This window comes from Deltaproteobacteria bacterium (assembly GCA_016178705.1).
Lineage (GTDB): Bacteria > Desulfobacterota > Binatia > HRBIN30 > JACQVA1 > JACOST01.
Window position 1 is genome coordinate 217,194 of the sequence record JACOST010000032.1, and the last position, 24,170, is coordinate 241,363.

The 24,170-nt window shown below is 63.2% G+C and carries 18 protein-coding genes; 5 read left to right on the forward strand and 13 right to left on the reverse strand.

The genetic code is table 11. The annotated features are described in order from the left end of the window. Window positions 1-71 precede the first annotated feature (71 nt). The 3 genes from HYR72_25810 (at window position 72) to HYR72_25820 (ending at window position 3,217) form a co-directional block, all read left to right on the forward strand. Complete coding sequence (locus HYR72_25810; protein MBI1818413.1) at window positions 72-1,109, forward strand: cation transporter; 1,038 nt, start codon at window positions 72-74, stop codon at window positions 1,107-1,109. Between the two features lie 120 nt (window positions 1,110-1,229). Continuing rightward, window positions 1,230-2,483 carry an alpha/beta hydrolase gene (locus HYR72_25815; GenBank protein MBI1818414.1) on the forward strand — a complete coding sequence of 418 codons (1,254 nt, stop codon included), beginning with the start codon at window positions 1,230-1,232 and terminating at the stop codon, window positions 2,481-2,483. Beyond that, the gene (locus HYR72_25820; protein ID MBI1818415.1) at window positions 2,462-3,217 is read left to right on the forward strand and encodes a hypothetical protein; all 756 of its coding nucleotides are present in this window, start codon (window positions 2,462-2,464) and stop codon (window positions 3,215-3,217) included. The genes HYR72_25815 and HYR72_25820 overlap by 22 nt, the downstream gene beginning before the upstream one ends. 15 nt (window positions 3,218-3,232) lie before the next feature. On the opposite strand, the gene HYR72_25825 is transcribed toward HYR72_25820, so the two are convergent. The 11 genes from HYR72_25825 to ndhC form a co-directional block, all read right to left on the reverse strand. Next, a complete protein-coding gene (locus tag HYR72_25825; GenBank protein ID MBI1818416.1) occupies window positions 3,233-5,239 on the reverse strand; it encodes a response regulator in 2,007 nt (668 codons plus the stop codon). Window positions 5,240-6,615: 1,376 nt separating this feature from the next. Next, entirely contained in the window at window positions 6,616-8,067 is a 1,452-nt protein-coding gene (locus HYR72_25830; protein MBI1818417.1) for an NADH-quinone oxidoreductase subunit N, read from the reverse strand. Window positions 8,068-8,078: 11 nt separating this feature from the next. Then, complete coding sequence (locus HYR72_25835; protein ID MBI1818418.1) at window positions 8,079-9,599, reverse strand: NADH-quinone oxidoreductase subunit M; 1,521 nt, start codon at window positions 9,597-9,599, stop codon at window positions 8,079-8,081. Between the two features lie 15 nt (window positions 9,600-9,614). Continuing rightward, entirely contained in the window at window positions 9,615-11,540 is a 1,926-nt protein-coding gene (nuoL, locus tag HYR72_25840) for an NADH-quinone oxidoreductase subunit L (protein ID MBI1818419.1), read from the reverse strand. A 2-nt stretch (window positions 11,541-11,542) separates the two neighbouring features. Continuing rightward, window positions 11,543-11,845: an NADH-quinone oxidoreductase subunit NuoK gene (gene nuoK / locus HYR72_25845; GenBank protein MBI1818420.1), complete on the reverse strand. Its 303-nt coding sequence runs from the start codon at window positions 11,843-11,845 to the stop codon at window positions 11,543-11,545. Between the two features lie 5 nt (window positions 11,846-11,850). Beyond that, window positions 11,851-12,357 carry an NADH-quinone oxidoreductase subunit J gene (locus HYR72_25850; GenBank protein ID MBI1818421.1) on the reverse strand — a complete coding sequence of 169 codons (507 nt, stop codon included), beginning with the start codon at window positions 12,355-12,357 and terminating at the stop codon, window positions 11,851-11,853. Between the two features lies 1 nt (window position 12,358). Beyond that, window positions 12,359-13,453 (reverse strand): NADH-quinone oxidoreductase subunit H, encoded by a 1,095-nt coding sequence (locus HYR72_25855; GenBank protein MBI1818422.1) that lies wholly within the window; start codon window positions 13,451-13,453, stop codon window positions 12,359-12,361. 31 nt (window positions 13,454-13,484) lie between these two features. Next, window positions 13,485-13,964, reverse strand: a complete 480-nt coding sequence (locus tag HYR72_25860; protein ID MBI1818423.1) for an NAD(P)H-dependent oxidoreductase subunit E — start codon at window positions 13,962-13,964, stop codon at window positions 13,485-13,487. A 34-nt stretch (window positions 13,965-13,998) separates the two neighbouring features. Next, entirely contained in the window at window positions 13,999-15,210 is a 1,212-nt protein-coding gene (locus HYR72_25865) for an NADH-quinone oxidoreductase subunit D (protein ID MBI1818424.1), read from the reverse strand. Beyond that, on the reverse strand, window positions 15,203-15,715 hold the full coding sequence (locus HYR72_25870) for an NADH-quinone oxidoreductase subunit C (GenBank protein MBI1818425.1): 513 nt from the start codon (window positions 15,713-15,715) through the stop codon (window positions 15,203-15,205). Before HYR72_25870 ends, HYR72_25865 begins: the two co-directional genes overlap by 8 nt. After that, the gene (ndhC, locus tag HYR72_25875) at window positions 15,706-16,062 is read right to left on the reverse strand and encodes an NADH-quinone oxidoreductase subunit A (GenBank protein ID MBI1818426.1); all 357 of its coding nucleotides are present in this window, start codon (window positions 16,060-16,062) and stop codon (window positions 15,706-15,708) included. The genes HYR72_25870 and ndhC overlap by 10 nt, the downstream gene beginning before the upstream one ends. A gap of 194 nt (window positions 16,063-16,256) precedes the next feature. Between ndhC and HYR72_25880 the strand changes: the two genes are divergently transcribed. Then, a complete protein-coding gene (locus HYR72_25880) occupies window positions 16,257-18,008 on the forward strand; it encodes an acetyl-CoA carboxylase carboxyltransferase subunit (GenBank protein MBI1818427.1) in 1,752 nt (583 codons plus the stop codon). After that, entirely contained in the window at window positions 18,008-20,824 is a 2,817-nt protein-coding gene (locus HYR72_25885) for a biotin carboxylase (GenBank protein ID MBI1818428.1), read from the forward strand. The genes HYR72_25880 and HYR72_25885 overlap by 1 nt, the downstream gene beginning before the upstream one ends. On the opposite strand, the gene HYR72_25890 is transcribed toward HYR72_25885, so the two are convergent. Both HYR72_25890 and speA read right to left on the reverse strand, forming a co-directional pair. After that, the gene (locus HYR72_25890; GenBank protein MBI1818429.1) at window positions 20,816-22,060 is read right to left on the reverse strand and encodes a DUF2029 domain-containing protein; all 1,245 of its coding nucleotides are present in this window, start codon (window positions 22,058-22,060) and stop codon (window positions 20,816-20,818) included. The two genes, HYR72_25885 and HYR72_25890, sit on opposite strands and share 9 nt — an antisense overlap. Window positions 22,061-22,078: 18 nt before the next feature. Beyond that, on the reverse strand, window positions 22,079-23,980 hold the full coding sequence (gene speA, locus HYR72_25895; protein ID MBI1818430.1) for a biosynthetic arginine decarboxylase: 1,902 nt from the start codon (window positions 23,978-23,980) through the stop codon (window positions 22,079-22,081). Between the last annotated feature and the right edge of the window lie 190 nt (window positions 23,981-24,170).

A 24,170-nucleotide genomic window follows, 5' to 3' on the forward strand; every position in this document is an offset into this window, starting at 1 on the left:
TCACGGGTCAGTCAATCACGTGCGGGTATGTGATTGACTGTGTGCGCTAGGGGCGCAAGATTGCGGGCGAGATGGCGGCGACAACCACGAACTCGGCGGCGCTGGCGACCGGGCATGCCGATTCATCCGGTGATCTGCGCGTGCGGTTGAGCGCCGGGCTGCTTTCGCTCGTGGTCGGCGCGGCGCTGCTGGTCGCCAAGTTCGCTGCGTATCAGCTCACCAACTCGACGGCGATTCTCTCCGATGCGCTGGAGAGCATCGTCAACGTCGTCGCGGCGGTGTTCGCGCTCGGCGGATTGGTCTTCGCCGGCCGTCCGGCCGACCGCAATCATCCCTACGGCCACGGCAAGATCGAGTTCTTCTCCGCCGCCTTCGAAGGCGGACTGATCGCGTTCGCCGCGGTGATGATCGTCTATGAGGCGGGCGCCAGCCTGCTGCACGGCAATCCGGTGCGGCAACTCGACCTCGGTCTCGCCATCACCGGCGGTGCCGGACTCGCGAATCTCGCACTTGGCGCGTTCTTGGTGCGAACCGGCCGTCGCTCGCAGTCGATGACGCTGGTCGCCGACGGGCAGCATGTGCTCTCCGATTTCTGGACCAGCGTCGGCGTCATCGTAGGCTTGGCGTTGGTGCGCCTGACCAATGTGCTGTGGCTGGATCCGCTGGTCGCGGCGCTGGTTGGCGTCAACTTGGCGTGGACCGGATTCCGACTCGTGCGCCAGGCTGCCGGGGGATTGCTTGACGAGGAGGATACTCACCTTCTCGACCGACTGGTCGCCGCGCTCAACGCGAGCGTCGTGCCTGGGATCATTCGCGTGCACAATCTGCGTGCGATCCGGTCGGGGCGGTTCAGTCACATCGACGCCCACCTAGTGGTGCCGGAATTCTGGACCGTGGATCGCGCGCACGACGCCGCCGATCACTTCGAACGCGAGGTCATCGCTACCTGCGGCATCGAGGGCGAGATCGTCTTTCACACCGATCCCTGTCATCGTGGCTACTGTACCCGCTGCGACATCGATGCGTGCCCAGTGCGCGTCGAACCGTTCCGCTCACGCCCCGCGCTGACGGTCGAGGAGATCGTGCAGCCGGATGAATTCCCGGCGTAAGCGATCGCATCCGGGAATCGCGGGCCTACCTCCATCGTCCGGATACTGAGCGTTGCCTTGACTCGTGCCGGCGCGCGCGCGATGGTGCCGCGCGATTTGCCACCCCCGAAAGGAGTCCGCATGCGTCTCGGCCGTTACGACAACCCGTACAAGTGCGTGTCTTACGCCGCCATCGACGCGTCGGTTCAGTACGAGTCGGTCGTGCTCGAAGCCGATGACGGTGGGTTGAGCAGCGGCCTGCTCCACACCAAGGGTGGTGAGCAGACTGTCGTCTGCTTCATGCATCCCAAGGCGGACATGAGCCGTCACTACGCGATGCCGTGGCTGCTCGACGCGGGCTACGCCACGTTCGGGCAGAATAGCCGCTGGTTGAACAACGACGAGCTGTGCGTCCACGAGGTGTTGCTGCTCGATGTAGCGGCTGGCGTCCGCTTCCTGCGCAATCGCGGCTTCAAACGCATCATCGTGTGCGGCAACAGTGGCGGCGGATCGCTCTATGCCTTCTACATCGCGCAGTCGGTCACCGCGCCGCCGCATCGGCTGCCGCAGACGCCCGCCGGCGATCCCTTCGATCTCAACGCCGTCGAGCTGCCGTCCGTCGACGGCTACATCAATCTCGCCGCACACCTCGGTGAAGGCAAGATCCTGATGAGCATGATCGATCCGTCGGTCACCGACGAGAGCGATCCGCTGTCATGCGATGCCTCGCTCGATCCGTTCAGTCCCGACAACGGCTATCGACAGCCGCCGGAGTCGAGCCGCTACGCACCCGAGTTCGTCACGCGGTATCGCGCGGCGCAGCGGGGGCGGGTCGAACGGCTCGATGCGATCGCGCGCGCGGGTTTGCGGCAACGCCATGAAGCGCGCGGCAAGATCGCCACCACCGATTTTGGCAAGCGGCCCTGGTCCGAACAAGCGGGCGCCCTGCGCGGTGCGGTCGTCTGTCCGTACATGGTGGTGTACCGCACCGAGGCCGACTTGCGCGCATTCGATTTGTCGCTCGATCCGTCCGCACGCGACGCCGGCAGTTTGTTTTCCTATCGACCGGATCTTTCCAACTACATGGAGTTCGGCTTCTCGCGGGTGCAGACGCCGCGCGCGTGGCTGAGCACGTGGTCGGCGTTGTCGTCCAACGCCAATGTCGTGCACAATGGCACGAAGATCACCGTGCCGTCGTTGGTCATCTACTACAGCGGCGACAACGCGATCTTTCCGTCCGATGCACGCGCCGCGTACGAGGCGCTCGCAGCCACCGATAAGCAGCTCCACGCGATCCCCGGCGACCACTACGGCTTCGGTGTCGGCACGCAAGAGCGCACCGGCGCGCCGCAGGCACTGGCGAAGATCGTCGCGTGGATGCGCGAACGCTTCTGATCGCGCGCACCATCCTATCGAGTGAATCCGCTGTGGAGTGGTTGACCGTAACGCTGGCGATGTACCGCAAGGCCTTCGGCCAGGCTGCGGAACTCGTGCTCAAGAACTGGCTCGTGCTCGGCACGGTGTTCGTCTACGTGGTGACGCTCAACGTCGGCGCGATCGTTGCCGGCTTGCTGCCCATCGTCGGCGGCTTTCTCTATACGTTGGTGCTGGCCGCCTGCGTCGGCTCGTTTCTCCATCTGGTCGAGATGATGGTGCGCACCAGCCGCGTGACCTTCGACGACTTCAAGCGAAGCTTCGGTGCGTATCTATGGGACGTGGTTGGCGTCAGCTTTCTGCTTTGGCTCTTCAGCCAACTCGCCGTGCCGGCGCTGCTGAGCTTGCCGCAGGGCGCCGTCATCGTGCTGTGCGCCTATCTGGCGATCTTCGTGTTCGCCAACGCCGTGCCCGAACTGATCTACGTCGGCCACTTCTCCTCGATCGCGTTGCTGCAGGAAAGCTACGCCTTCGTGCTGGAGAATTGGATCGAGTGGTTTCCGGCCAACCTCATCGCCGCCACGCTGGTCTTCGCGATCTGGTCCGTCCCCGTCGACGGGATCATCGAATGGATGCAAACCGCCGTGATCGCGTTGCTGATCTACTTCGTGATGGTCATGCGCGGATTGCTGTTCCGCGAGCTTCACGGCAGTAGCCGCCGCTCGCGCGCCTTCCGGCATCGCATGGGCGCATGAAACTGTGGAGAGCGATCAGGCGGCGTTGTCGATGCGCGCGCAGGATATCGACCGCTTGCGCGCGTCGGCAATCGCCGCGAACAGGTCGTCCCAATTTATCGGCTTAGTCACGTACCCGTCCATGCCGGCGTGCAAGCAGCGGTCGTCGTCGCCCTTCATGGCATGCGCGGTCAGAGCGATGATGGGGAGATGGGCCCCGGTGTGCTGCTCGCTGGCGCGGATCGCGGCGGTGGCTTCGAAGCCGTCCATTTCGGGCATCTGCACGTCCATCAGCACAATGTCGAACGCTTCCCGCGCAGCCGCCGCCACGGCCTGAAGACCGTTGGCGGCCACCACCACGGTGTGGCCGCGCTTTTCCAGGATGCGCACTACCAGCCGTTGATTGACTGCATTGTCCTCCGCCAGCAGGATGTGGAGCGCCGGCTGATTCTCAACGACGGACGAGCGAGCTGGGTCGGCGGCGTGCGGCGCTGCGGCCTCAAGACCCAACACGGTGAGAATGGCCGCGAGTAGTTCGGACTGTTTGAGCGGCTTGGCCAAATAGGCGGCGATGCCCAAGGCGCGACAGCGCGCCGCGTCGCCCGGCAGGTCCGCGGACGAGAGCATCATGATGGTGGCCCCGGCGAGCTCCGGGGTGTGGCGAATCTGCTCGGCCAGCGCGAACCCATCCATGTCGGGCATCTGCGCGTCGAGCAGCACCAGCGGGAACGGGGTGCCGAGCGCAACGGCGTGTTTGAGCTCGGTGAAGGCGGCCACGCCGCCGTCGGCCGCGGTCGGGCGCATCTGCCAGTGGGACAGCATCTCGTAGAGGATGCGGCGATTGGTGGCGTTGTCGTCGACAACGAGCGCCGGCAGCCCGCGCAACTGCGCTGGCGACCGTGGATGACGCTCCATCCGCGGCTGCGTCGATATCCCAAAGCTGGTCGTGAAGTGGAAGGTGCTGCCGGCGCCCATCTCACTCTCCGCCCAGATCTTCCCGCCCATCAGCTCCACCAATCGAGTCGAGATCGCCAGGCCCAGTCCGGTGCCGCCATAGCGGCGAGTGGTCGAGCCGTCGGCCTGTTCGAACGGCTGAAAGATACGCGGCAGCTTGTCGGTCGGAATGCCGATGCCGGTGTCGCTGACGGAGAAGTGGAGATGCGCCGCGTCCTGCGCGGCGGACTCGATACTAACCCGCACGACCACCTCGCCGCGCGCGGTGAACTTGAGCGCGTTGCCCACCAGATTGACGAGCACCTGACGCAATCGCCCCGAATCGCCGACCAGCGCATCGGGCACTTCAGCCGGGATGTGACACGCCAGCTCCAGCCCCTTGGCGGCGGCGCGCACGGCCAGGGTCTTCATCGTATCGCCGAGACTGTCGCGCACGCTGAAGTCGTGGGCATCCAACTCCAGCTTGCCGGCTTCGACTTTGGAGAAGTCGAGGACATCGTTGACGACCGCCAGGAGTGCCTCGGCGGACGACTTCACCATATCGAGGTATTCGCGTTGCTCGGTAGTGAGCTCGGTATTGAGCGTGAGCTCAGTCATGCCGATGATGCCATTCATCGGCGTACGAATCTCGTGGCTCATGTTGGCGAGGAACTCGCTCTTCGCCCGGTTGGCCGCCTCGGCCGCCTCCTTGGCGTGGAGCAACGCCACTTCGGCTCGCTTGCGGTCGGCGACCTCCACGTTCAGTTGAGTGTTTGCCAAGGAGAGCTCGATTGTGCGTTCTTGCACGTGAGATTCCAAGTGGTCGCGCGCCTGTCGCAAGCCGGCCTCAGCCCTCGTCCGCTCCGCGATTTCTCTTCGTAGCGTTTGCGTACGAGCGGCAATTTCGCGTTCGACGCGCCCCAGGAAGACGTAGAAGAATCCCACCAGGATTCCGCCGACGCCGAGCGAGAGCGCGCTGGTTAGCAGTATCGAGTAGCGAGCGGCGTCTAAAGATGCAGTGATATCCCGAAGCGCGCCGAGCTGCCCCAGTACCTGGCCGCGGACGTCCGCGAGGGGGAGGAAGCTCACCTGCAGCGTGCGATCGTCCACGCGGACTTGATGATCCCCTTTCAGGTCGTCGGGCGGTTGCGCAAGCAGCCCCGCTATGGCCTCCGGAATGTGATCGATGGTCTTGTCCATGATCACGACGGAGGGGAACTGCTCCCACGCGGCGTGTCTGTCAGAGGTCTTGAGCCCACGCTCCCATTGGTCTCGATCGAGGAACTTCTTGTCGACGGCGACAATGATGTCTACGTCCAGCTTGCCATGCAGCTGTTGGGCGATGTCCGCGAATTCCTTTCCCAGTTCGACGTAACCGAGGAGCTCGCCGGCGCTGAACCAAGGAAAGACAACGCGCTGCACGAACGTACCGATAGGTCCCCGCTCGATGCCTGAGACGGGTCTCCCCGTGCGCTCCGCCTCCAGTGTGGTGAATCGATCGATCGTATCGCCGAAGCGGTCAGGCTTGTGCGCGCGGAGAAAGTTGACCCGATCGGGAGTGTGAAAGTAGAGATGCGTGATCTTGTGCCGCTGCGACAGCTCGTCGAACATTGCCTGGACTCGGTCCAGTACAGCGGCCCGGTCGTGCCGTCGGAAGGCGCCTTCCAACGTCTGGTCGCGCATGAGCACCTGCAGGACCGTGCTCATTACTGAGGCGCTCTGCTGCATCTCGGCTTGCAAGAGATTGCTCACCTCTCGTGTAGAGCGGACGATGTCTGCAGCACTTCTGCGCCGCTGATCCTGATGGAACGCGAAGAGGAACGCGCTCAGCGACAGGCAGATTGCCAGCCCCATCGGGAGCATCAACCTCATCCGGATGCGCTCCACGTTGGTGCCGAAGCGAGGAACGAACCGCCGGCTGCCAGCATGACGCGTGGGATTCATCCGGTTGGACGCGGCCTCATTCGGAGATGGCGACGATCGCTTCGGGGTCATTCCAGGTTCCCGCGGCCAACGGCGATGCGCATGATTCGCGCAGGAGTCTCGATACCGGGGTCTTTGGCCATTGTGCTATGCGTTCGCTACCGAGACCGGGTCATTCGGTCCTTCTCCACGAAACGCTGATCGGCTTCATGCTGCGACTCCTACGGTCGGATCACTGGGTTCTGGGCTGGTCGTTCTCACTGCGACCACTCTCTGGGTGTCCTAAAGTCGGCCCATTGGTTTCGAACGGTTGGTAACGCAACTGCCGTACCAGATGCCCACCACCAGCGAAGTGCTTTCGGATCAATTCTGTCGGATGTGAGGCGGGAGGCACTGATATGACGAATCTAGAGGGTTTCCCGTAACCGTGACACGCCGCAAACGGGCTTGGTCAAAAAGGAATCGCACAAATCGAGCGGGCGATATCGGCTATGGTCGCTCGCAGCGAGACCACGCCGATATCGAGGACAATCCGTCGCTCGTCTCAGTGAGTCTAAACGAGATCAGCCGAGCGACAGGAACGCTTGCCGCGCGAACTCGTAGGCGCCGGACGGGAACACGCCGAGCAGGATCGTCGCGATCACCGTGACCAGCATGGTTGCCAACAGATACGGGCGCGTGGTTGGACTCGGCACATCGGCGGAGCCTTCAGTCATGTACATCTGCACCAGCACGCCGACGTAGTAGTACATCGACACCACGCTATTGAGCACACCGATGACGGCCAGTCCGATGTAGCCGGACTTTACCGCCGCGGCGAACAGGTAGAACTTACCGGCAAACCCAACCAGCGGCGGCACGCCAGCCAGCGACAGCATGAAGATCGCCATCGCGAAGCCGAGAAACGGATGGCGGAAGCCGACGCCCGCATAGTCTTCGAGACGCTCGTTAGGTTCACCGCGCTTGCCCAACGCCATGACGACGGCGAATGCTCCGAGGTTCATCAGCGCGTACCCGAGCAAGTAGAACAACACCGCGCTGCCGCCGTTCTCGCCGTTCGCGACCATGCCGACCAGCAGATAGCCGGCGTGCGCGATGCTCGAGTAGGCCAGCATGCGCTTGATGTTCTGTTGCAACACCGCGACCACGTTGCCGACCGTCATCGTCAGCACCGCGAGTCCCCACAGCACCACGCTCCAATCGCCGCTGAGCCCGGCGAGGCCGTGCAGGAACACGCGGGTGAACGCGGCAAAGGCGGCGGCTTTCACGCCCACGGCCATCAGCGCCGTGATCGACGTCGGCGCGCCCTCGTAGACATCGGGGGTCCACGCATGAAACGGCACCGCCGCCACTTTGAACCCGAAGCCGATCAGCAACAGCGCCATCCCAATGGTCGCGAGCATGCGCTGCTCACCGCCGGCCTTCGCAAGATGACCGGCAATGACGTTGAGCGTCGTCGATCCGGTCGCGCCATAGAGCATCGCGATCCCGAACAGCAGAAAGCCGGTGGCGAACGCGCCGAGCAAGAAGTATTTCAGCGCCGCTTCGGTCGAGCGCAGTTGCCGCCGCCAAATGCCGGCGAGTACGTAGACCGCGATCGACATCACTTCCAGGCCGAGAAAGATGACGATCAGATCCGTCGCTGCCGCCATCACCATCATGCCGACGGTCGCGAACAAAATGAGCGTGTAGTAGTCGCCCACCCGGATGTCGGTGAGTTCGAGGTAACTCATCGACATCAGCAGCGTCAGACCGGCGGCGAGGCAGAAGATCAGATTGAAGAACAGCGCGTAGCGATCGACGGACATCATGCCGCCGAAGCCGGTCTCGCCTTGGTTCCACAGCGTGATCGAGGCCACGGCAGTGACGGCGAGCCCGACAATGCCCAGCCAGCCGAGTCCGTCGCGATCCGGTCCTTCCATCCACAGATCCGTCACCATCACCAGCAGCGCGGTGCCGGTGAGCAACAACACCGGCAACAGCACCAGCCACGCGACGGGCGTCGCCGCGATCATCGACGTGGCGGTCACGGGTCCACCGCTCCTTTGGCGAACATCGCGCTTGGGGCGTCGACCGCTGCCATCTTTTTCTCGATGCGCGCCAGATACGCGGTCACCGCCGGCTCCATGCGGCTAAGGAACGGCGCGGGATACACTCCCATCAGCACGATCATCACCAGCAGCGGAATCAACACCGCGCGCTCGACGCTGGAGAGATCCGGGAGCGTGGCGTTGGCGGGATTCGTCAACGGACCGAACATCACCCGCTGGAACATCCACAGCATGTAGACGGCACCCAAGACCACGCCGCTGGTGGCGACCGCGGCCAACCACGGCTGCGCCTTGAAGGCGCCCATCAGAATCAGAAACTCGCCGACGAAGCCGTTGAGTCCGGGCAACCCGATCGACGACAGCATCACGATCAGAAAGCACACGGCATACTTCGGCATTTGCTTCCACAAGCCGCCGAACTCGGCGATCAGTCGCGTGTGGCGACGCTCGTACAGGACGCCGACGAGCAAGAACAGCGCGCCGGTCGACAGGCCGTGGTTGAGCATCTGATAGATGCCGCCCATCACGCCTTGCGGATTGAGCGCGAACAATCCGAGCATGACGAAGCCGAGATGGCTCACCGAGGAATACGCCACCAGCTTCTTCAGATCCGGTTGCACCATCGCCACCAGCGCACCGTAGACGATGCCGATCACGGCCAGCGTGGCGATGTACGGAGTCGCTTCCGCCGCCGCCACTGGGAACAAGGGAATCGCAAAGCGCAGGAAGCCGTAGGTGCCGAGCTTGAGCAAAATGCCGGCGAGGATCACCGAGCCACCGGTCGGCGCCTCCACGTGCGCGTCGGGCAACCAGGTGTGCAGCGGGAACATCGGCACCTTAATCGCGAAGGCCAGCGCGAACGCCGCGAACAGCCAACGTTGCGCCTCCATCGGCAGGCTCACATCATAGAGATGCAACAGGTCGAATGAAGGTTGCCCCGCCTGCGCGTGCGTGGCGAGGTACAGAATCGCCACCAACATCAGCAGGCCGCCGACCATGGTGAAGAGCACGAACTTGATCGCCGCGTAGATCCGCCGTGCGCCGCCCCACACACCGATGAGGAAGTACATCGGCACGAGCATCACTTCCCAGAACACGTAGAACAGAAACAGATCGAGGGCGACGAAGGCACCGAGCATCCCGGTTTCCAGCGCCAACATGAAGAACATGTATTCCTTGAGCCGCTTGTGAACGTCGCTTCGTGCGGCCAATAGCACCAGCGGAGTCAGGAACGTCGTCAGCAGCACCAGCCACAAACTCAGTCCGTCGACGCCAACCTGATAGCGAATGTTGAACTGCGGGATCCAGGCGAACGACTCGACGAACTGCATGCCGCCGTTGGTCGCATCGAACCCCAACAGCATGTCGAGCGACAAGGCGAACGGGATCAGCGACAGGAAGAAGGCCGCGCGGCGGATGGCGTTGAGCTGCTCGCGCTGCATGCAGAGCACGAACACGCCCGCGAGCAGGGGAGTGAAGACAATCAGCGTCAGCATGGGATCATCGCCGAATCACCGCCACACGTAGTACCCGATGATCACCACCGCGCCGATCAGGAACGACAGCGCGTAGTGCTGCACGTTGCCGGTCTGCACGCGGCGCCACAGGCTGCTGTTGGCGGCGACGGTTTCGGCCGCGCCGTTGACCAGCCCGTCGATGACGGTGGCGTCCCAGACCCGCCAGAGCCACGTCGACCCGCGCTGGATCGGTTGCACTACGACCGCATCGTACAACTCGTCGACGTAGTACTTGTTGAACACGAGATCGTAGAGCCGGCCAGCGCGCCACGCGATCAGCATCGGCATGCCCGGCTGCACGATGTAGAAGAAGTACGCGATCGCGATCCCAAGCAAGGCGATCACAACCGACGCAGCCATCAATCCGTACTCAAGAGCAGCACTGACGTGCTCGACCTCACCATGGCCGAAGACCGGCGCGAGAAAGTGTTCGAACTGATTCCCCCACAACCAATGCGCCGGCATGCCGATCCAGCCGCCGACGATCGACAGCGCCGCCAGCACCACCAGCGGAATCGTCATCGAGTTCGGCGACTCATGGATGTGATGCGCGACTTCCTTGTCGGCGCGGCATTCGCCGTAAAACGTCAGGAACAGGAGCCGGTACATGTAGAACGCCGTGAGGCCGGCGCCGACCGCGCCGATCAGCCACAGCGCGGCACTGCCGTTCTCGCTGGTGAACGCGCGCAACAGAATCTCGTCCTTGCTGAAGAAGCCGGCGAAGCCCGGAATGCCCGCGATCGCGAGGTTGGCGATGAAGAACGTCCCGAATGTGATCGGCATATGACGGCGCAGCCCGCCCATCTTCTGCATATCCTGCTCGCCGCTCATCCCGTGGATCACGCTGCCAGCGCCGAGGAACAGCAGCGCTTTGAAGAACGCGTGCGTCATCAAGTGGAAGACCCCGGCGCTGAAGGCGCCGACCCCGACCCCGAGGAACATGTAACCGAGTTGGCTGATGGTCGAGTACGCCAGCACCTTCTTGATGTCGTTTTGCGCCAAGCCGATGGTCGCCGCGATCAATGCCGTCAAGGCACCGATCCACGCCACCACCGCCAGCGCCGTTGGCGTCAGCACGTAGAGGAAGTTGAGCCGGGCGATCATGTACACGCCCGCCGTCACCATCGTCGCTGCATGGATCAACGCACTGACGGGAGTCGGACCCGCCATCGCATCGGGCAACCACACGTAGAGCGGTAACTGCGCCGATTTGCCGGTGGCACCGACGAACATCAACAATGCAATCGCCGTCACGACGCCGAGCGGGATCTGCTTCACGTGCGCGGCGACTTCGCTGAATGCCAGCGTGTGCGGCCCCGCGCCCAGGTTCCAAAACAGCAGAAATAGCCCGAGCAAGAAACCCGCGTCACCGATGCGGTTGACGATGAACGCCTTCTTTCCGGCGCTGGCGTTCTCGTCCTTGTCGTACCAGAAGCCGATCAACAGGTATGAACACAGCCCAACGCCTTCCCAGCCAACGAAGAGCAGCGGCAGATTGTCGGCCAGGACTAGCACCAACATCGCGAAGGTGAACAGGTTGAGATACGTGAAGTAGCGCGCGAAGTCGTCCTCGTGCGCCATGTAGCCGACCGAGTAGATGTGAATCAGCGAGCCGACACCGGTGACCACCAGGATCATCACCGCCGACAGCGCGTCGGCCCGGAACGCGACATCGAGATGCAACGAGCCGGCGCTGATCCACGGATAGACGTTGTCGAGCAGCGCGGTGCCCTCGGGTAGGCCGAGCAGCGTCGCGAAGGCGGTCACGCTCACACCAAACGCCGCGATCACCATCCCCGGCGCGATCAGTGACACGAAGCCCCGACCGGCGCGTTGTCCGAACGTCAGGTCGATCAGCACGCCGAGCAGCGGCAGCGCTGGAATCAGCCAGAGGTAATTTGCGGTGACGGTGTCGTGCATCGCTACCAACGCAACAAGTTGAGGTCATCGACGTTGGTGGTCTCACGCCCGCGAAACATCGAGATGATGATCGCGAGCCCGACGGCCGCCTCGGCCGCCGCCACGGTCATCACGAAGAACACGATCACCTGCCCATCCATCGAGTGCCATTGGCGGGCGAAGGCGACAAACGATAGGTTGACGGCGTTGAGCATGAGTTCGATCGACATGAAAATGACAATGACGTTGCGCCGGATCAGTACGCCCACCGCACCGATCGCGAACAAGAGGGCGCTCAACACCAGATAGTAGGTAACCGGAACCATCGCGCTCAACTCACGTGGCGTTTCGCCAGCACCACGGCGCCGATGACGGCGACCAGCAGGAGCACCGAGGTGATCTCGAACGGCAGCAAGTAGTGAGTGAACAGACGCTCGCCGAGGCTTTCGGTCTGACCGAAGCCCTCGGCGACCGCGCCGCTCATGCCGAGCCCGGCCACCGTTCCTTTCGCGCGTGTGAGCTGAATCACCTCCAAGGCGAGGAACGAACCCGCCAACGCGGCCACGAGCCGGAAGCCGACGCGACCAGTTTCGCGCGGCTCGCTCTGCAAGTTCAGCAGCATGATGACGAACAGGAACAGCACCATGATTGCGCCGGCATAGACGATGATCTGCAGGAGCGCGACCAAATGCGCATCCAGGAGCACGAAGACGACGGCCAGCAGAAACAACGTGCAGACCAGCGACATCGCGCTGCGCACGGGATTGCGTTGCAGGATCACGCCGAGTGCGCTGATCACCAGCAGCCCGGCGAGAATGAGGAAGAGCGGCAAGCTCATCTCAGGAATGCACCGCCAGAATGATCGCCGCCGTCAGCACCACGTTGGCCAACGCCAACGGCAGCAGCCCCTTCCATCCCAACCGCATCAACTGGTCGTAGCGAAAGCGCGGCAGCGTCCAGCGGATCATGATCTGCAGCCAACAGAAGAACAGCACCTTCACGGTGAACGAAAGCAGTTGCAGCAGCACCACCACGATTTGTGGCAGTGCGATCATGCCGCCGCCGAGATGGAATCCGTCGCGCGCCAGGAACGGCACCTGCCAACCGCCGAAGAAGAGCGTGGCCACCATGCCGCTGACGATGATGATTTCGATGAAGTCAGTCATGAAGAACATGAGATGCTTCACGCCGGAATATTCGGTGAAGTAGCCGCTCACCAGTTCCGATTCGGCCTCGGGGAGATCGAACGGCACCCGCTTGCTCTCGGCGATGCCCCCGCAGAGGAACACCAGAAACGCGAGCGGCTGATAGAAGATGCCCCATGCGGGCAGCGGTAGCCACGACGCCAACACGCCGCCTTGCGCCCGCGCCATCGCTTGCAAATCCAGCGAGCCATACGTCATCACCATCGATACGACGGCGAGACCGACGGCCAATTCGTAGGAGATCATCTGCGCCGAGCCGCGAATGCCGCCCAGCAGCGACCAGCGGTTGTTCGACGCCCAGCCGCCCAACACCACGCCGTAGACACCGAGCGACACCATTGCCAACACGTACAGCACGCCGACGTTGAGCGGCGCCACTTGCAAATTGACGGTCTGCTCGCCGATCTGCAGCACATCGCCGAACGGAATCACGGCGAAGGCAACCAGCGCGGGGAAGAGATTCACGCACGGCGCCAAGAAGTGCAGCAAGCGATCGGCCCCGGCCGGCACGACATCTTCCTTGGTAATGAACTTGAGCGGGTCGCACATTAGGGTGTTGACCAAACCCGCGCCGGCGAAGCCGAACACCGCGGCGCGGTTGGACCCGATGCGATCTTGGATGAGGGCGCTGCCCTTGCGCTCGACCCAGCCGAGCGTCCCGGCGAGCTGCAACACCATCAGCAACACGACCAGCGCTTTGATCGCAGCGATCCCGATCTCAAGTGCCATATGCTCTCTGGTGCCGTCCGCGCACGCCGGTTCAATCGCGCGCGAGCCGCTCGATCAGTTCGAGCGTGCCTTCGGGAGTCAGGTTCTCCCAATAGTCGTCGTTGATCTGCATCATCGGCGCCGTGCCGCACGACGCCAGGCATTCGACTTCATCGAGCGAGAACTTCCCATCCGGCGTCGTCTGGCCCACGCCGATGCCGAGCCGGCGTTCGCACGCTTCAACGATGCGATCCGATCCACGCAGCGCACACGACAGGTTCGTACACACCTGCACGTGGTGCCTCCCCATCGGCTGCTTGTAGTACATCGTATAAAACGACGCGACGGACGCGACGAACGCCGGCGACTCGTTGATCAACGACGCCACGTACGCCAGTGTCTCATGACTCAGGTATCCGAACTCGCGCTGCGCTAGCCACAGCGTCGGCATGATCGCCGCCCGTTTGGTCGGGTAACGCGTGAGGTACGCTTCAAACTCTTGCCGCGCAGCGGCGGAAAACTCTACGGCCATAGTTGACGCTGGAAATTCGATTGATGGCAGAGCGCTAGCGATCGCACTCGCCCCCGATCATGTTGAGCATGCCGAAGGTCGGCACGATGTCGGAAATCATGCCGCCCTTGAGCAGCGACCCGAGAGCGCCCATGGCCAAGAAGCACGGTGGGCGAACGCGCACACGATACGGCCGCCCGCTGCCGTCGCTCACAACGTAGAATCCCAACTCGCCGTTGGCGCCTTCTACCGCTTGATAGGCCTCGCCGCGCGGCACCTTGATGCCTTCCATGATCAGCTTGAAATGATTCATCAAGCCCTCGATGTTACTGTACACGTCGCGCTTCTCCGGCAGCGTGATCCGCGGGTCGGTGATGCGGATCGGCCCGTCGGGCAGATTCTTGAGCGCCTGCTCGATGATGCGCATGCTCTGCTCCATCTCGGCCACGCGCACCAAGAAGCGATCGTAGTTGTCGCCGTTACTGCCCAGCGGCACTTCGAAATCGAAATGGTCGTAGCTCGAATACGGACGGGCTTTGCGGACATCGTAGTTGACCCCGGTCGAACGCAGCATCGGACCGGTGATGCCGTACGAGATGGCGTCGGCTGGCGTCAGCGTGCCGATATTGCGCATGCGGTCATAGAAGATGCGGTTGCGCGTGAGCAGCTTGTCGCAGTCGGTCAGGATGCCGCGCGTATGCTTCAACGCGGCGGCGATCTTGTCCGCGATGTCGGGCGGGAAGTCGTTGGTCACGCCGCCAATTCGTGTGTAGCTCACGGTCAGCCGCGCACCCGTCACCGCCTCCGCGATGTCGTACACCAGTTCGCGCGACTCGTTGAGCAAAAAGCCAACGGTCATGGCTCCCAGTTCGGTGGCCGCCATGCCGAGACAGGTCTCGTGATCGGTGAGCCGCGACAGCTCACTCATAATGACGCGGATGTACTGGCAGCGCGGCGGCACCTCGATGCCGAGCAGCTTCTCGACCGCCAGCGCGTAGCCGACGTTGTTGATCAGCGGCGAGGCGTAATTGAGCCGGTCGGTGTAGGGGATCACCTGGGTCCACGTCCCCTGCTCCGCCATCTTCTCGAAGGCGCGGTGGAGATACCCGACCTCAACATCGCAGTCGACCACCACCTCGCCATCGAGCCTCAAGTTGAACTTGACCGTGCCGTGGGACGCCGGATGGGACGGGCCCATCTGGATCTCCATGATCTCTTCGGTCGGATCTATTTCAGCGGGCGCGAACGGCCGGGCGGGATCAGCCATTGAACTTCCAATCCTGCGCGATCGGATCGCGTTCGGGAATGAGCGGCTGGCGCTTATCGACGGGATAGTCCTTGCGCAGCGGGTGGCCAACGAACTCGGGATACATGAGAATACGGCGCAAATCGGGATGACCGGAGAAACGGATCCCAAACATGTCCCACATTTCGCGTTCCATCCAGTTCGCCGACTTCCACAGCGGCGCCAGCGACGGAACCACCGGATCTTCCTCCGGCACGCTCACCTTCACCCGCAGCCGATATCCGTGCTGCAGCGACACGAGATGACACACCCAGTCGAAGCGCGGGGTTTGACCGAGACGATCCACCGCCGTCTCGTCCATGAGGAAGTTGAAGGCGAACTCCGGCCGATCACGCAGTTGTTGGAAGGTCTCGAAGCTGTCCTCGCGGCGGATGACGATGGTCTCGTCGCCACAGTCGCTGTGATTCGCCACGATGCGCTCACCGAAGACTTCCAGCAGACGCGGCAGGAGCGGCGCTATTCCCATTCGAGCGCCCCCTTCCGCCACACGTAGAGCAAACCCAATCCGAGGATGCCGATGAACATCAGCATCTCGCCGAAGCCGAACCAGCCGAGGCGCCGGAACAACACTGCCCACGGGTACATGAACACCACCTCGATATCGAAGACGATGAAGAGGATGGCGGTCATGTAGAATTTCACCGAGAAGCGCCCCCACGCCGGGCCGCTGGATTCGTTGCCGCATTCGAAAGTCTCGAGCCGGATCGCATTGTGACTCTTCGGCCCCAACAGCTTGCCGAGCAGAATCATCACGACTACGACCGTCCCCGCGAGCGCGAACGTCACCAGCACTGGGAGATATTCAGCAGTCATCCGACTAAGCAATTCGCGTGAATTTGCGACGCGCGGCGTCGGGCACCGGGTCTATCAAAGGTCGGCACGAAGTCAAGGTTGAGAGAGCGGTGATCGGACCGATCGGACCGATCTGTCCGATCGGTCTGATCCTGTGCTTGACACCGCGATGGATTACAGTTTGTGTACGCAGCGCTTTGAGCGGGGAATCGACGATGGCAACGCAGAGCAAGAAGAAATCAGCGGCGACCAGCCCGGTGACGCCGACGCTGGACAATCCGCTCGCCGACCCAAGCCCGGCGGCGGACCCGCCCACCGAAGCGAACCCCACCGGCGCCTACGACCAGACCCTGCTGCAAGCCGAAGAGCTGCGCCGCCGCCCATACACCGCCGCCGGCACGCTGCAGATTCTCCGCCAGCACGCCAAGGGTCGCATGACCGTGTGGGAGCGCATCGACGTCTTGCAAGACAAAGACTCGCGCCCGGCGGTGCTCTACCAAAACTGGGGTCGCAACCTCGACGGCGCGTCGATCGTCACCGCGGTGGTCAAGATTCGCGGTCGCGATGTTGCGCTCTACGGCCACGACTTTACGGTGCGTGCGGGCTCGATGGACGCGACCAACGGACGCAAGTTGGCCAACCTCATCTACCTAGCCGGAAAGCGCGGCATTCCCTTGATCGGCATGAACGACAGCGCCGGCGCGTTCGTGCCGGCTGGGATCGGCGGCCTCGACGGCTACGCGGAAGCGTTCACCGCGCTGCGCAAGATCAGCGGCGTCGTGCCGAGCATCATGTGCATGTTCGGCTTCAACGCCGGCGGCGGCGCCTACCTGCCGCGCCAGGGCAGTTTCATGATCCAACCGGCGAACACGTTCTTCGGCCTCACCGGCCCGGTGGTGGTCAAGAGCGCGCTGGGCGAAGACGTTACCCCCGACGATCTCGGCGGCCCCAAGGTCCACGGCGCAAGCGGCGTCTCGGATATCACCGTGGCCGACGAAGTGGCCGCGCTGCGCACAGCGCAGCGGTTGCTCGGCTACCTGCCGGACTCCAGCAAGGTGGCGCCGCCGTTCGAGAGCACGTCCGATCCGATGGATCGTCGCACCACCGAAATCGACACCCTGCTGCGTAAGGCGTTCAACTCGCCCACCGGCTTCAACACTCCGCTCGACGTCACCATTCTCATTCAGCAGGTGTGCGACCACGGCGACTACTTCGAAATCCAACCCGACCGAGCGCGCAATGCGATCACCGCATTCGGCCGACTCGCTGGCAACGTGGTCGGCTTCGTCGCCAACAACAGCGCGGTCGCCAGCGGTCAGATCGATATCGATGCAGCCTACAAGATCGCCCGCTTCGTGCGCTTCTGCAGCGTCTACAACGTACCCGTCATCTTCATGGAAGACACCACCGGCTTCCTACCCGGGCGCGATCAAGAGAGCCGCGGTATTGTGCAAGCCGGCCGCGCGATGCTCGACGCTATCATCGATCTGCGCACACCGCGCATCCTGCTCATCATCCGCAACGCCTTCGGCGGTGCGTACGCGGCGTTCAACTCCTACGCCGTCGGCGCCGACATCGTGCTGGCGCTGCCCACCACGCGAGTGGCCGTCATGGGTACTGCGGGCAAGGAGTACACGTACAAGAAGGAGCTGCAGGAACTGCGCGCCAGCGCCGCACAACGACTCGACGAACTCATTGCCGCGCGCGTCAAAGCCGGCAGCCCGCCGAAGGTTGCGGCGGAAGCAGCGCAGAAGGAAGTAGCGGATTGGCTGCGCGCCAAAGAAGCGGAGTTCAACCAACGCTACGAAAAAGAACTGATGAACCCGCGCGAGGCGCTCAGCCTCGGGTCAATTTCGGAGATCGTGATGCCGACCGATCTGCGGGCCGTGCTGGGACGCAACCTCGAGTTCCTGCTCCGCCGTTACGAACCCGGTCCCTGGCAGTCGATCCAGCGGGAGTTTCATTGATGCTGCCGCCCAAGCACGATCCGACCACGCGCAACCCGGCGATCCATCGCGACCGCCGGCTGGGTCAATCGCCGTCCGAATGGATTCGTTCATTCGCCTGCGACGACATGGGCGTGCTCATCGTCTGCCGCGGTCCAATTCGCAAAGAAGCGATCGATGTTTTTCGCGAGATGGGGATGACCAACGTCGGCATCTTGATCTCCGAACGCGATAGCATCGTTTTCCCACGCGCGTTGTCGCCGGAACTGCGGATCATGGACCCCAAGAACGTCCATCCGATCCCCGACTACACCGGTACGACCAAGGAAGAACGCGAGCAGCGCATCGCCCAAATGATCGCGATCTGCCGTGAGCACGGCTACCGGTACATCTTCGCAGGTTACGGATTCATGGCCGAGGACGCATCGTTCGTCCGCGCCCTCGAACACGCCGGCCTCACCTTCATCGGACCCGGCTCGCACACGCAGGAAGCGGCTGGTGCGAAGGACGAGGCCAAGCGCACAGCCATCGCGAATCAAGTTTCAGTGACGCCGGGCTTGAACAACGCAACCGCTCGCACGTTGCTCCGCAAGTACCCGGATCGGGCCGCGCTCGCCAAGCTCGTCAAACAGAACGGCCTGACGGTACCGGAGGTGGGCGATCAGAAGCTCGCGCTGGAAGCGCTCGCCGACTGTGTACTCGCCGCCGCCTATGCGAAACATCTCGATCTGTTCACCGTCGAGGAGTTGGCCGAGCAACTCCGCGCCGAGGCCGAGCAGTTGATCGCCGAAAATCCCGGCCGGCGCTTCCGCCTGAAGGCCATCGGAGGCGGCGGCGGCAAAGGCCAGCGGATTTTCTCTGAAGCTAACGTTGTTCCGGGACTCGCACGCGAAGTCCTCAACGAGGTCAAAGCCACCGGCGTCGGCGACAACAAGAACATGCTCATCGAGTTGAACGTTGAGCAGACCCGTCACAACGAGATCCAGATCCTCGGCAACGGCAAGTGGTGCGTGGCGCTTGGCGGACGTGACTGCTCCTTGCAAATGCACGAGCAAAAACTGGTCGAAGTCTCGATCACCCAGGAAGGCCTCACCGCTGCGATCGCGCAGGCGCGCGCCGCGGGCGACACACGCAAGGCGCGCGTGCTGGAGTCCGACCTCGCGGTGCTCCAACGCATGGAAGCGGAAGCCGAGCGGTTCGGCGCCGCCGTCCAGCTTGATTCGGTTTCAACCTTCGAGTGCATCGTCGAAGGCGCGCAGCACTATTTCATGGAGGTCAACACCCGCATCCAGGTCGAGCACCGCGTCTCCGAACTGTGTTACGGGTTGCGCTTCAGCAATCCCAGTGACGCGACCGATTGTTTCGATGTTCACTCGCTGGTGGAGGTCATGGCACTGGTCGCGAAACACAGGTCGCGCCTGCCCAAACCGACACGTGTCCAGCGCGACGTAGCCGCCATCGAGGTCCGTCTCAACGCCACCGATCGCGCGCTCAACCCCGCCGCCGGCGGCGTGATCATCTCGTGGTCCGACCCCATCGAAGGCGAGATTCGCGACGATCAAGGGATCTCGATTAAGAACCCCGACACGGACCTCTTCATGCGCTACCGGTTGGCCGGTGCCTATGACTCCAACGTTGCCCTCCTGCTGGCCACCGGCGACAGCCGCCGCGAAAGTTTCGCGCGCGTCACTGAGATCCTGCGCCGCACGACCTTGCGCGGCATCGATCTCGCCACCAATCGTGAGTTTCTGTTCGGCATCGCCACCTGGTTTCTCAGCCGCGACGTGTGGGCCAAGCCAACGACGAAATTCGTCGTGCCGTATCTCACGCTCATCGGTGAGCTCACCGGCGAAGCGCAAGCAATCGACTTCGACTACGCGTTTCAACAAATCGCGCGCCAGACCACCGCCGCTGCCGGCGGCAACGACCGCACCGTGGCCGCGACCGGCCAAGTCATCGCGCTAAAGGAGACGCTGCTCGAACGACCACTCGCGCTGTTGATCGAGGAGCCGCACTTTCTTTCCGCGTGGCTCAGCGAGCATCGGCTCGCCTTCGACATCGCGAGCGGACGCGTGGTGTGGAAGCGCAATCCGGTCGAAATCCTCGCCGCGACCTATCACTTGCTCCATCTCGACGATCAACACGGCGAACCAGCCGCGCACCGCATTTGGGACCACGATCATCAGCTTTTGACCACCGCCCTCTCCTTCTATGCGCAGCTCGCCGCGCGCGTACCGAAGGGCATGGCGTGGGCGGAACTGAACGACGTGCTGCGCGCCGAGGCGCCGTCATTCGGCTTCGACGCGGCGACGTGGCCGAAGGTGCGGGCGGCGCACATCGGGCACCAACTCGGCCTCGAAATCCTCGCCGTCCTGCCGATGATGGCAGCCAAGGTCGATTTCTATGGGCTCACGCTCAACGACGACCTCAGCGTGACCATCCCGGCGCGCTTGCTCGACTCCTCCCATCAGGAAGCGATGCGCAAAGTACTCGTGCCGCCGCCGAGCACGAAGGCCGACGAGATCGTCGCCGCCATGGGCGGCACCTACTACTCGCAGGAGGCGCCCGGTTTCCCTTCGTTCGTCACCAAAGGCGCGCACTTCGATCGCGGCGATCCGCTCTACATCATCGAAGTGATGAAGATGTTCAACAAAGTCTACGCGCAGTTCTCGGGCACCATCGATGAGATGCTGATCGCCGAGAGCGGCGTCGTCGTGCGCAAAGGCCAGCCGCTCTTCAAGGTCACCCCAGACGAGCGGATCGTCGAAGAAGATCCCAACACCAAGCACGCCCGCATTCGGGCGAACACTGACTCCTATCTCGCCAAGCTACTCTGAAGCCTCGGCGCCAGAACCGCGCGAGCGGCCGCGATTGTTCATTGCTTGCACTGCCTGCCAGACGACGATCGCCAAGATCGAGGCGTGGCCGAAGGCGTGGACCAGCAGGCCGCACGTGAAACGCCGGTCGATCTGAATCAGCGCGAGGCCGGCGATGCACCACAACACCACTGGCAGACGCAATCGGCTCCAGCCCATCCACACGAACACCGCCGGCAGCAGGAACACGTAGTGATGATACCAGAGCACGTTGGGCAGTAGCGTCATCCCGAAGATCACTACAATGAGCAGCGGCTCGGTATCGCGCGTCCGCTGCGCGGCGAACGCGCTCACCATCCACATCACCGCGACGTAGACCGTCAGTACGCGCTGCACCGTTGCGGCACTCCCTCCGCCAATCCAGTTGTACTGAATCAACTTGGCCACGAACGATTGTGAGTTGGCCCCGAGCGGAAACTCGTTGGTCAGCGCGCGAAACGCTTCGCCGTAAGTCACGAACGGTTGAATGCCATAGGCTGCGATCGTGATTGCGCTCAGTGCGAACAGCGCGACGGCGGCGCCGGCGATCACCCCCCGATTGCGGCGATTGCGATTGATCGCGAAGTAGCCGAGGAGCGCGGCGGGCGTCACCTTCGTCGCGATGGCAAGCGCCAGCGATGCACCCGCAACCAGGGGTCGCGACGACTCCCAGTACAGCGCGAAGCACAGCATGGACAGGGTGACCACGTTGATCTGGCCGATGTGCAGCAACTCCAGATAGGGAGCGAACCCCAACGCCAGCACGTACCACCACCACACGGTTCGCGACCGGTATCCGGCGCGCGCCGCCAGCATGCTGATCGCCACGCTCAACAGTACGGTGTTGATGGCCGCAAACACCACCGCCTGGAAGACCAGCGGCGCGATCGGCGCGAACGCTTGCACGATCAGCAGCGACGGCGGCGGATACAGGAACGCCGCGCCGATGTCGCGGATCGCGTAGGGATCGCGTCCGTTCTGCGCGTCACCGAGCGCCCGTTCGTAGAGACGAAAGTCCTGCAGCAGAAAACGCGGCAGCGGCTTGACCGCGAGAAACTGCGCTTCGGTCCGCAGTCCGAGCCCAACGTAGGCGACGAGGACCGGGACCAACCACCATCGCCGCACGGTCGCACGCAGGCGTGGCTCACGAATCGCGGCGCGGGTCGTCACCGGTGTCGCGGCGCGGGTTGTCACCGGAGTCGCGGCGCGGGTTGTCACCGATGGACCGCTGCGACGCTACTCGTCGCGGCTGAGGTAGGTGTATTCCTGCAAGCCCTGCTCGTAGTGCCGGCGCAGGCGGGCGGAGTCTTCGAGACTGATTTGGCCCGCGCGCATCGCCACCTCGATGGTGCGCCGTACCTTCTCGATCAGCGTTCCTTTGTCGTACTGCACGTACTGCAGCACTTCGGTGACCACGTCGCCTTCGACGACGTGCTCGACTTCGTAGCGCCCGTCGGGACCAAGGCGCACGTGCACCGCGTCGGTATCGCCGAACAGGTTGTGCAGATCACCGAGAATCTCCTGATACGCGCCGACGAGGAACACCCCGATGAAGTACGGCTGGCCGTTCCAAGGATGCAACTCCAGCACGTCTTTCACGTCGCGCTGATCGATGAACTTGTCGATCTTGCCGTCGCTATCGCAGGTGAGATCGGCAAAGATTCCGCGCCGCGTTGGCTTCTCTTCGAGCCGATGGATCGGCATCACCGGAAAGAGTTGCTTCACCGCCCAATGGTCGGGCGCCGACTGGAAGACGGAGAAGTTGCCGTAGTACGTGTCGGCGAGCCCCTTCTCAAGCGGTTCCAAATCATCGGGCACGTAGGGCAGCTCGCGCACGATGCGAAGAATCTTTTCGCAGCAATCCCAGAACAGCCGCTCCACGCGCGCCCGCCCGCGCAGATCGAGGTAGCCGAGCGAGAACAACTCCCCGGCTTCCTCTTTGAGCTGCAGGCTGTCGTGATACGCCTCTTGCACGTTCTTCTGCGACACCGTCGCCCAAATCTCGGCGAGATCCTTGATCACCTTGTGGTCGCCGTCGCCCACCGGTTCCGGCTGCTTACCCGACAGCATCTCATGAACGCCGAGCACATCGAAGATCAGCACCGAGTGATGCGCGGTCATCGCGCGGCCGGCTTCGGTGACGATGTCGGGGTGCGGGATGTGCTCCTTCTCGCACGCCTCCTGAATCGACGCCACCACGTCGTTGGCGTACTCCTGCACGGAATAGTTCATCGACGAATGGAAGTTGGTCTGCGAGCCGTCGTAGTCCACCCCGAGGCCGCCGCCGACATCGACGTAGCGCGGCGTCGCGCCCATCTGGAACAGGCCGGCAAACACGCGGCCGGCTTCGCGCAGGGCGTCCTTGTGCGCGCGGATCGCGGTGATCTGCGAGCCGATATGGAAGTGCAACAGTTCGAGGCAATCGAGCATCTCGGCCGCGCGCAGCGCTTCGACCGCCTCGACCATCTCGACGGCGGTGAGACCGAATTTCGAGCGGTCGCCGGTCGACTCGACCCATTTGCCGGCGCCTTTGGTGGTCAGCCTCGCCCGCACGCCGATGTGCGGCCGGATGCTCAGCTCCTTCGAGGTCTTGATGATGAGGTCGACTTCGCGGAAGCGGTCGACGACGATGATCGGCGTGCGCCCCAGTCGTTGCGCCAGCAGTGCGGTTTCGATGTACGCACGATCCTTGTAGCCGTTGCAGATGATGAGCGCACCGGGGGTATCGAGGACCGCCAGCGCGATCAACAGTTCCGGCTTGCTGCCGGCTTCGAGCCCAACGCCCTGCGCCGCGCCGTACTGGACGATCTCCTCGACCACGTGGCGCTGCTGGTTGACCTTGATCGGATACACCCCGCGGAACTTGCCATTGTAGCCGTACTCACCGATCGCCTTCTCGAATGCCCCGCACAACCCCTGCACGCGCGCCGCGAGGATGTCGGAGAAGCGCACCAACAACGGGGGGCGCAAGCCACGCTGTTCGAGGTCTTGCACGAGGTCGAGCAGGTCGACGCCCGGCCCGCCGTTGCCGCGCGGCAGCACCTCGACGTGGCCATGATCGTTGACCGTAAAGAACCCCGCGCCCCAATTGCCGACGTTATAGAGCTCACTGCTATCGCGAACGGTCCATCCTCGCATCGTGGTCGCGTCTCCCTCTGCGCCTTCGCCCGAGTTGTCGCTCCTCTATAGCGCCTCTGGCCACAGTCGCAACTGAAATTGAAGCGGAAGACCAGAAGATGAACCGTCATCTCCGTTCAGGTGTAGGGGCGACGCATGCGTCGCCCTCCGTTTTCTCCGCAGTCGACGCGTCCATTCGCGGGCGACGCAT